Genomic DNA, 8,822 nt, shown 5'->3' with positions numbered 1-8,822 from the left:
CTTGGTGTGAGTTTGCCCTGCCCCGCCCTCTAGCTGGTCAGAGCCTCAACAGCCTCATCGTCTGCTGCCGTATCGGTGAGCCCCTGGTCAGAAACCTGATGGCCTTTTTCGGGAGAATGGCTGCCTTGGGGGTCTTCTTCAACAGCCGGTAGAGAGCTATAGCCGTGGTTGAGTTTCTGTTCCCCGGCTACCTGCTCGTTGAACTTACGATCGGTCTCATCGACATCCGGTTTTCGGTCTGTAACACGGGCAAAATTGGCTAGCCCGTAGTTGAGGTCGTGCCCGATGCTGGTGGCGTCTACTTCGATGCTGGTGCCGGGTGAGCCGTCCGCCCGTTCAAACTGTTTGACGCGCAGGCGGCCGGTAACCAGCACCGGGTGCCCTACCTGCAGGCTCCGGGCGCTGTTATACGCCAGAGCTCTAAAGGAGTTGACGGTGTACCAGTTAGTTGTGCCTTCTTTCCAGGTGCCGCTGGTGGCATCAAACCAGCGGGGTGTGGAGGCAATACGGAAGTTCGTTACCGGGATATTGCCATTGGGCAGAAATTTTTGGGTGGGGGCCGTTGCGATAAAGCCTCGGATAGTGACGGTGTCGGTCATGACTCCTCCTTGAGTTGTGGGTGAACCGGGTGTCTCAAGGGTTACACCAGCAAAGGTCTAAGAGCCAGAAAAATGATGCCTGTGGATAACGAATATGCTGCTACCGCACGGTAAAGGGCAGAAAATTGGTGAAGCTGTGACGCGGGCAAGAGCTTTCATGACAGATTTTGTTCACACCCCTGGTGCACGGCTGCCCTACCCCTCTAGGCTCATACCACCTGCCCCGCTAGGGCACCGGGGCGGGCGTCCGCATCTACCAGCGAGAAGGAGACAGCACAGTGACCAATACACGTGTTCCCGATGAGCCTGCCTGGGTACGGGATGACCGTACCCGCACCTACTTTGAACGGGAATGGCAGAACGTGCCGCGCACCAACGAGGCCCTGTTCGAGCACCTCTGCCTGCTGGTGTTTCAAAGCGGCCTGTGGTGGTCTACGGTTCTAGCAAAACGGGAGGAGCTGAACCGGGCCTTACACGATTTTCAACCTGAGCGTTTAGCTGCCATGGCTGAAGACGATATCAGCGTCTACCTTGAGGGCGATATCGGAATTAGGAACGAATCTAAACTTCGGGCCTGCATCAATAATGCGAGAGTATTGAAAGAGTCTCGGGTAAATCTAGCAGATCTCTTTGCTGAGGCATTTCCAGAGGAATTACTGTGCCCGGGTGCCGAATCGCTCCCCCGCACCACCACTGAAACTGATACCCTGGCCTGTGAGTTACGGGCACTCGGGTTTCAACGCTTAGGGCCGGTGGTGGTATGCGCGGTGGCTCAGGCCGCTGGCTATATCAGGTTAGAAACCCACACGCTTAGCCGGCGTGGTCAAAGTAGGCTTGCACTGCCTGGCTAGCCACCTCGTACCCTGCCTGCTGGTCTTCGAACCCCTTGCTCAACAGGGCAATGGAATAGGTGGTACTTTCGGTTCTAACAACACCGACGGAGTTGATGTGCCATTCGCCAGTATCTTCCTGGATCCAGCCATTTTTAACCGATACGTCGGTGACAGCTTCCCCCAGCACGGTCTGCCCGTATTGGGAGCCCACGCCCCAGGTTTGTGACCAGTCGAGCGGAACCATTTTTTCGAGAAGGAACTGGGCGTCGGTAGCATTGACCCATTCAACGGTATCGATGATGGCACGCATAATGCGTACCTGGTCCTCGGCCCAGGTTTGGTTATCGCCCCAGGTTCCGGCAGATCGGGTCTCTGTGACACCCAGCAGCTCATAGGTCTTATTGAGGGACTGGGCGCTGGCCGTAGATTCCCCGTCGTCAGACCCAAATCTGCGGTAAATCTCAATCGTTGCGTTGTTATCGGAGTAGGTAATGGACGCTTCGACGAGGGCTTTTTCGTCGTCGGTCAGTTCGCGCTCTTCAAAGGCTGCAAGCCTGAGCAGGGTGAGAGAAATGGGGACTTTGACGATAGATGCTTCATACGTCCATTGGTCACCCTTGTGCAAAAAGAGACTGTCGGTAGCGTGGTTATAGACCGCCAGGCTAAGGGTAATGCCGTAGTCTGCTTCAAGCTGGTCTAGTGCCTGGTTGATGTCTACGTCGTGGGCCTCGTTGGTGTGTTCATCACCGGTGGCGGTGGGCTGAATTTGTTCTTCAGCAGGGCCACAGGCAACAAGTAGAGTGCTCAGGGCTAGGGTACCGGTTCCTGCCAGCACTGTTCGGCGGGGCAGGACAGGGGCGGACGCGGGTGCGCCGCTGAGCGTTTCAGGCAGGTTGGCTGTAGACATGCCCTCTAGTGTATTCCGAAAGTATTTGATTTTCCTGTGCGAAAACCACATTTGATAATAAAAAATACCCCCCACTTGTTTTACCAAGTGAGGGATATGTTGCGCGCCCCAGGAGGGAGTCGAACCCCCGACCAAGAGATTAGAAGGCTCCTGCTCTATCCACTGAGCTACTGAGGCTAGCCGCTGTTTATATTATCGATTCCTCGGCTAAAAGTCATATCAGCCCCGGGAGGGAGTCGAACCCCCGACCAAGAGATTTGAAAACATTTGCGCTCGCAAGTCCACGCTACTCCACATTACGCCACGTCAGATTTTGGTTGTTCTCGCTATGTGAGAGTTTCACCAGGTCAGAAAGCGATAGTTTTTTGCACACACTAGATGACCATTAGATGACTTGAAGCTCTAGGCCAGCACGTCGAGTACGTTGGTGACGTTCGGGGCTACCTTCTGCTGCACGATGTAGTTTTTGATGGTGACCTCCTCTGATGAGTGACCGAGCACGGCAGCTGCGACACTCGCGCCTAGGCCATCTGCCACGATGGTAGCCACGGTGGTACGGGCTGTGTGAGGGGTGACCCATTCATATTCAGTACCCTTGAGCTGTTTTCTGAGCATCGCGCGGAAGTTGTGGCCGCCGCGCACAGTGCCGGCGGTTGAGGGGAAGACCCACTCGCACCACTGGCGGCGCTCTAGGAGCATGTGAAGGGTGAAGGTGGGTAGGTAGATGGTTTGGGCTGACCCGGCCGACTTCGGCGCGGGGTCCCACACGGTCTTGCTTCCCACCTGCTTGACGGCCCCGTTGATGGTGGCTGTGCCTGCTATGAGGTCGAGGTCTTGCCAGCGTAGGCCGAGGGCTTCTGAGATTCTGCAGCCGGTTCCGAGCATGAATTCGAATACCTCTAGCACGTCGCCGTGGAGAATGCCGCGCAGGTCTTTGACTTGCTCGGCGGTGAGGGCCTTGGTTACCTTTTCGCGCTTGACGGTGACGGTGGGGACGCCGTCGACTGGGTTTCGCAGTAGGGCGTCGTGGAGGACTGCCAGGGCGAAGATGTTTTTGAGGATCATGCGGAGGTGTTTGGCGTTGGTGGCGCCGTGGTCTTTGTGGACGGTGGAGATGAAGGCGGCCAGGTTGCCGGTGGTGGCTTCAATCAGCAGGACATCCCCGATGGCCGGTTGCAGGTAGGAATCGATGAGGTAGCGGTATCGGGTGATGGTGCCGGCGGTTTTATCGCCCTTCGCTATGAAGTCTTCCCACCATCGTTCGGTGGCTTCGGTGATGGTGCTTTCGTCGGTGAGGTCGTTGGAGCCGGTGGTGAAGTCTTTGAGCTTGGCGAGGACGGCGCGGGAGGCGTCGGAGCGTGTGGAGGCAGTGGCTTGGAGAAGGCGTATCTTTCCGTCGATGTGGCGGTATCGGACGCGGGCTCGGTATTTCTTTTGGGCTAGGCGGGTGACGGTTACTTCTCCGTGCTCCCCTAGTTTGAGTCTGCTGGTCATGGGGTCCTCCTGCTCTTGGTCTAGAACATTTGTTCGATTGGGTTTAACTGTAGCTCAGGGTCTGGGCTGGGTGCATTTGTATTTTTAGGTTGGTGCCTGGCCAGGTGAGCCAGTGGGCTGCGCCCCAATCGGCTAGAGGTTGCGCTAGCGCGAGAGGCTTTGTATTCCCATCCCCCAAAGAGCTCCCGAGGTTTGGCGCTGGGTTTCCTCTCCCAGATACGAGAATTAGACCCCCGGTTTCTTCCTTGCAGGAAGTCCAGGCAGTCTGATCGTATGCACCAAGCCAAGGGAGCTACCCTCGTGCATGATTCCTTTGTGGGCCATTCCCGGTACTGGCTCTATCTCAAGTGCTGCAGCTCTAACGCAGCTAACCGGGCGGTTGCTTGTGTTCACCTGAGGTTGCAAGCCTCAAGGCCAGGAATCAAGAACCGTAAAGTAAGAACGTCTTCCTGAACATGTAGCAAATGCTACATATCAAGAACCACAATACACACACATCTGTAGATATTGCAACACAAAAGCACCAAAGCTATGGTGAAAAATCAACAATCCGATACAATAAACCCATGACCATCCCCACCTGGACACTCCAAGACCGCCTGCGAAAAGCACGCGAACACGCCGGGCTCAAACAAGCTGCGCTCGCTGAGATGATTCCAGTGGCTCGAAATACCCTCAGCCGATGGGAATCTGGTGCCTTCAAACCCTCTGGTGACGACCTCGACCGTCTAGCAGAAATCACGGCCGTTGACCGCGCCTGGTTAGAAACTGGAATCGAACCAGCTACCACAGGCGACCTGCCCGCCTCCCTCACGGTTCGATGGACGCCCGGCGGTATCGAGGTAGACCAGTAGTTTTCTAACCCCTCAATGGGCAACAGAGAGCCCCGACCCACTTGTGTGGGCCGGGGCTCTCTGCTGTCTAGGCAGTTCAGTTTTTAGTTGCAGGACGCCCTGCGCCGTGCTTTTGCCGATAGGTTGCATCCCAGGCTTCAGCAGTATCTGGAAGCCAGCACTCTCGGCCTCCAACGGAGGTGAAGTCAGCCGGCGGTAGCTCGCCTCGCTTGTATAGCCCTTGCTTGGTAAGACCCAGGAAGGTGGCTAGCTCAATGGTGCTGACGATGATGGTTTTAGCCATTGCGGCCGCCTGCCTTGAGGTGCATTACCAAGGTTGCTGTGTTTGCTGTTGCAAGAACGCCCCAGAGGATTGCCATGCCAGTGTTGCCCTGGGCTATCTGCATGATGACTAGCGTTACTGATAGCACCAGGATGGCTACATTGAGGGCTATCAGGGTTTTTCTGTTCTGGTTCACGGGGGTTTCCTTTCGGTATAGTGGGAGGGGCTCGCCCCGAGGTAATTGCGGTATCTCGGAGCGAGCTTTCGTTTACTTGCTGTCGCGGTACATCTTGTAGGTGATGACCGTTGCTATCGCTACCAGTAGGGTGTTGATGCAAGAAACGATGAGGGAGACAATCTCCATGTTTCCTCCACTATTTGGTTGTATTGGAGCGGTTGCCCCAACAGTTATTAGTTTACCAGATTGGTAAACTAAAATAAAGCTGGAAGGGTAAATAATTCAGAAAAACCCGGACAATATCATCAAGTCGAGCGGCTACCTTCAGCGACTGAACCTCTCTATGAGATTGCACCATTTCCATCTATAACTCTGTAACAGGTTATATATGATTGACAGTTTGGAGGTAAGGTAAGCCCTATGGCTGAATACAACCTTTACGGGTTCGGCTATGAGGGCAAAACCGCTGAAGAACTCATAGCCACCCTCAAAAACTATGAGATTGCAACCCTCGTTGACGTGCGACTGACCCCTATCTCCAGAAAGAAAGGGCTCTCAAAGACTAAGCTAGCGATAGCAATAGAAGCCACCGGCATGACCTACCTGCATCGCCCAGCCCTTGGCAACCCCAAAGACAACCGTGCAGGCTTCAGCACCCCCTACACAACCGAATGGGCCGTTGCCCGCCACAATTTCGAGCAAGTCCTTGAAAACGAGAACGCGGTACAAGCCCTAGAAGAGATTCATCAGCTTCTCGAGCACGGCAACGTCGGACTCCTCTGCTTCGAGGCAAATACCAAGTGCTGCCACCGGGACGTCATCATGACCAAGATAGGCTCTAACGCAACACCACTCCTGCAGCTGGCATAGACTCATTTGGTGCGTTGCACCCCAAGCACACTGTAGGCGAGTGTGGCCTTGTGCTGGTTTCCGACGTAGAGAACAGGCTTCTTTTCGGCGGCAAGCACGTTCCCCCAGCGGTTCTGGATTTCCCTCACTGTGTCAGCATCCGGCCACTCGGCGTGGCGGCGGGTAAATGCCTCAAGTTCCCAATCCAGGAACGGCTGCCTGTGACCCGAGCACGTCTCACGTTGGCAGAGATATTTCATATGAACTGCGAACCGCGGTTCTTCAAGCTTGATGCGCTCAGGCTCGTCGTTCAGCAGATCCATTAGATCCCCTTGCCTAGCACTGTTTTCGATTGCCCTGCGCTGCTTTTCATTCCACCCAGGGAACGGATGGATTTCTAGGCCGAGTATTTCGCGAGGCCGAATGACAGCCAATGAGGGGTAGAGCTTGTCATTATCTGAGCTTCTGGCTATTTCGAGGATGTCACACATGCTCAGCTCGCTAATCATCGGCTCAACGTATTTCATCCTCTGCTTGGGGGATGTGAGCGGACCACCTGGCTCAACCTCCAAGTTGTCTCGATCCGGCTTATAGCTCTCGGAGCGGAAGTCACCTTGTGCAGGAATAATCGGGACATTGACAAAGGTGTACTTTTTGAACTGCTTGTAGTGTTCTAGGCTTCTAAAGGGTATTGGGTAGAGTCTCACCCAGCGGTATTCCTCTTGGTCGACTCGGATTCCAGCTACGCAGACGGTATCGCCGTAAGAGGTGGAGGGTTCTGGGCGGGCCTTCACCAGAATCAAAACTCGTGCAGTCTCTCGCCGGGCTGTCCGGTCTTTCGGGTAGATGCGCTTAGCTGGGTGAGTGTGGGCTGGCAACTCAAAAAGTGAATCCTGGTTCATGTGGTTAAGAATACGATTAAAAATCGCTTCTTGGGCGTCTGCGCACAATGACCACGATCCACCTCTAATGAAGGTTGCCCTAGCCGCCCATGATTCTCTGCTCTCGCCCCCAATCCCGGGTGCTGTTGTTGCTCTGTCGCATCTCTACACTTAACCGCCCAAATTTGTTGAGCCATTCAACATCGCCCAAGCCACCAACGTCCCCCTGGAATGGTTCTACCAGGACGACAACGCCCAGCCCCCTGCCTCCCCCACAGGCAACCTGCCAGCCTCTCTCACGGTTCGTGGGACTCCCGGCGGCATCGAGGTAGACCAATAGATTTCTAGCCCCTCAGAGGGCAGTAGAAAGCCCCGACCCACTTCTGTGGGCCGGGGCTCTCGCTTTATCTCTTAGCTAGATTCGCAAGCAATACCATCTTTATTACCATCAAGTGCTGGCCTGTACGCTGGGTCGCTATCGGGGATGTCGTAGCGGCCGGCATTATGGGCCTCAGTGCAGTTCTTGAAGTACTGGGCTGGCGCTGCTGGCGCTACGGGAGCCTGTTCAGCAGGTGGAGCGTAGTAGGCCGGGGCAGTTTCCTGGACAGGGGCGGGTGCTGGGGCGGCCGGTTCTTCATAAGTAGGCTCTGGCTCAGGCGTTTCAATCCTCGCTCCGCATCCCGGGGCGGTTAGCACATCGACCATTGCTATTTTCTCTGCTTCTGTAACCCATAAGCCATATTTTGCTTTCACGTCAATCTGCTTTGAGACATACTCGCAGCGATATGAGGTCTGAGGAGGTAGCCAGGTAGCAGCGTCACCGTCACCCTTCTGCTGATTGGTTGGGCCATCGACTGCAAGCAGGTTGATGGGGTCGTTTGCGAACTCAATGCGCTGAGTTTCAGATAGCTGCTGGGCGCCCTTCTGCCATGCGTCGGATAGTGCAACGACATGGTCAATTTGCACTGCTTCGGAGGTTCCTTGGCCTCGCTTGAAGGAGATGAAATCACCAGTGTAGGGGTCAGTCAGATTTCCCCTGAGAATCACGCACCCTCTGGTGCCAGGCTTTGATGAAGCTCCTATGAGGTCACGACGGAGGATATCGTTTCTGGTATCGCAACCGTTCCTATCGGTATCAACCCATCCGTTACCAAATAGATTGCGGTCGTATCCGGTTTTAGGGGCACGACCCTTTACCTCTAGCTGGTTGAGCTTATCTAGAGATTCTTGAGCACCTGGTGCCTTCTGGGTGTCATCAGAGACAGCGGCTACGGCATTGTCAGCAATATCGGGATTCTCAGCGACGGCAAAGGCGTTGTCTTCTGTTCCTTCATCGTAGATCTGGCCATCTGTGTCAGCCGTGGCCACGGCCTCTGGTGCATCGCTGGCGGCCGAGGCTGAGCTGGATGTTGCGCCTGCCTGGGTGCTCTCGTCATCTGAAATTGCGCTACCAACGATTCCAATGACAGCGATGCCAAAGATAAGCATGAAGATTAGCCCAAGACAGCCGATACACCCAAGCACTCCTCGACCAGCAGGATTTTTGGCCAACTCTTTGCCCTGCGTGGCAATCCATTCACCGGCTTTTGCGCTCGCTACGGATGCGGTAGCCCCGGTAGCTCTTTTGCTTCCTGTAGGTTTTTTAGCTGTGGGTGACTGCCAGGTGTTCTTTTTCCTGCTAGCTGGCTTGCGTTTCGGTGGTGCAGTTAGCTTGATGGCGTTGCGAGGGTTGGTCATGCGCTTGATTTTGCGGACGCTTTTAGGCGTGACCTTCCTTTTGGCTTTGCGAACCATTTTCTTGCCTGGGTATCTCATGCTTGTTTCCTCTTGCGGGGATAGTGGTGTGTGTTGCTTAAAGAGTAACTGTTTACTTCATCAGGAAAGGGGAAGAAAGCCCAGCTTGAACAAAATGACCTACCTCCTTCTCGGCGGTAGGTCATTTTCGTAAAATCCCAGCTACTTACC

At 54.9% G+C, this 8,822-nt stretch carries 10 protein-coding genes and 1 tRNA gene; 3 read left to right on the top strand and 8 right to left on the bottom strand.

The features are described 5' to 3' along the window. Nucleotides 1–29: 29 nt before the first annotated feature. Nucleotides 30–599 (bottom strand): single-stranded DNA-binding protein, encoded by a 570-nt coding sequence (locus tag L6963_RS02410; protein ID WP_237186125.1) that lies wholly within the window; start codon nucleotides 597–599, stop codon nucleotides 30–32. A 278-nt stretch (nucleotides 600–877) separates the two neighbouring features. On the opposite strand from L6963_RS02410, the gene L6963_RS02405 reads away from it, so the two are divergent. Continuing rightward, nucleotides 878–1,450, top strand: coding sequence for a DNA-3-methyladenine glycosylase I (locus tag L6963_RS02405; RefSeq protein WP_237206511.1), 573 nt, complete (start codon nucleotides 878–880; stop codon nucleotides 1,448–1,450). On the opposite strand, the gene L6963_RS02400 is transcribed toward L6963_RS02405, so the two are convergent. The 3 genes from L6963_RS02400 to L6963_RS02390 all read right to left on the bottom strand — a co-directional run bounded on the left by L6963_RS02400 (nucleotide 1,410) and on the right by L6963_RS02390 (nucleotide 3,833). Next, nucleotides 1,410–2,339, bottom strand: coding sequence for a serine hydrolase (locus L6963_RS02400; protein WP_237206510.1), 930 nt, complete (start codon nucleotides 2,337–2,339; stop codon nucleotides 1,410–1,412). The two genes, L6963_RS02405 and L6963_RS02400, sit on opposite strands and share 41 nt — an antisense overlap. Nucleotides 2,340–2,443: 104 nt before the next feature. Next, nucleotides 2,444–2,516, bottom strand: a tRNA-Arg gene (locus L6963_RS02395). A gap of 225 nt (nucleotides 2,517–2,741) precedes the next feature. Then, complete coding sequence (locus L6963_RS02390) at nucleotides 2,742–3,833, bottom strand: tyrosine-type recombinase/integrase (protein WP_237206509.1); 1,092 nt, start codon at nucleotides 3,831–3,833, stop codon at nucleotides 2,742–2,744. Between the two features lie 566 nt (nucleotides 3,834–4,399). Between L6963_RS02390 and L6963_RS02385 the strand changes: the two genes are divergently transcribed. Beyond that, nucleotides 4,400–4,687 carry a helix-turn-helix domain-containing protein gene (locus tag L6963_RS02385; RefSeq protein ID WP_237206508.1) on the top strand — a complete coding sequence of 96 codons (288 nt, stop codon included), beginning with the start codon at nucleotides 4,400–4,402 and terminating at the stop codon, nucleotides 4,685–4,687. Between the two features lie 76 nt (nucleotides 4,688–4,763). Here the strand turns inward: L6963_RS02385 and L6963_RS02380 are convergent, their stop codons facing one another. Then, a complete protein-coding gene (locus L6963_RS02380; RefSeq protein WP_237206507.1) occupies nucleotides 4,764–4,970 on the bottom strand; it encodes a hypothetical protein in 207 nt (68 codons plus the stop codon). Continuing rightward, nucleotides 4,963–5,145, bottom strand: a complete 183-nt coding sequence (locus L6963_RS02375; RefSeq protein ID WP_135012838.1) for a hypothetical protein — start codon at nucleotides 5,143–5,145, stop codon at nucleotides 4,963–4,965. Before L6963_RS02375 ends, L6963_RS02380 begins: the two co-directional genes overlap by 8 nt. A gap of 402 nt (nucleotides 5,146–5,547) precedes the next feature. On the opposite strand from L6963_RS02375, the gene L6963_RS02370 reads away from it, so the two are divergent. Beyond that, nucleotides 5,548–5,997 carry a DUF488 family protein gene (locus L6963_RS02370; protein ID WP_237206506.1) on the top strand — a complete coding sequence of 150 codons (450 nt, stop codon included), beginning with the start codon at nucleotides 5,548–5,550 and terminating at the stop codon, nucleotides 5,995–5,997. Nucleotides 5,998–5,999: 2 nt separating this feature from the next. Here the strand turns inward: L6963_RS02370 and L6963_RS02365 are convergent, their stop codons facing one another. Continuing rightward, a complete protein-coding gene (locus L6963_RS02365) occupies nucleotides 6,000–6,779 on the bottom strand; it encodes a hypothetical protein (protein WP_237209098.1) in 780 nt (259 codons plus the stop codon). Between the two features lie 489 nt (nucleotides 6,780–7,268). Beyond that, on the bottom strand, nucleotides 7,269–8,672 hold the full coding sequence (locus tag L6963_RS02360; protein WP_237206504.1) for a GmrSD restriction endonuclease domain-containing protein: 1,404 nt from the start codon (nucleotides 8,670–8,672) through the stop codon (nucleotides 7,269–7,271). Between the last annotated feature and the right edge of the window lie 150 nt (nucleotides 8,673–8,822).

Origin of the sequence: Rothia nasimurium (assembly GCF_928392795.1) — a bacterium.
Classification (GTDB): domain Bacteria; phylum Actinomycetota; class Actinomycetes; order Actinomycetales; family Micrococcaceae; genus Rothia; species Rothia nasimurium_F.
Note: the sequence above shows the minus strand (reverse complement) of the source record. Positions and strands in the feature narration are given on the sequence as shown.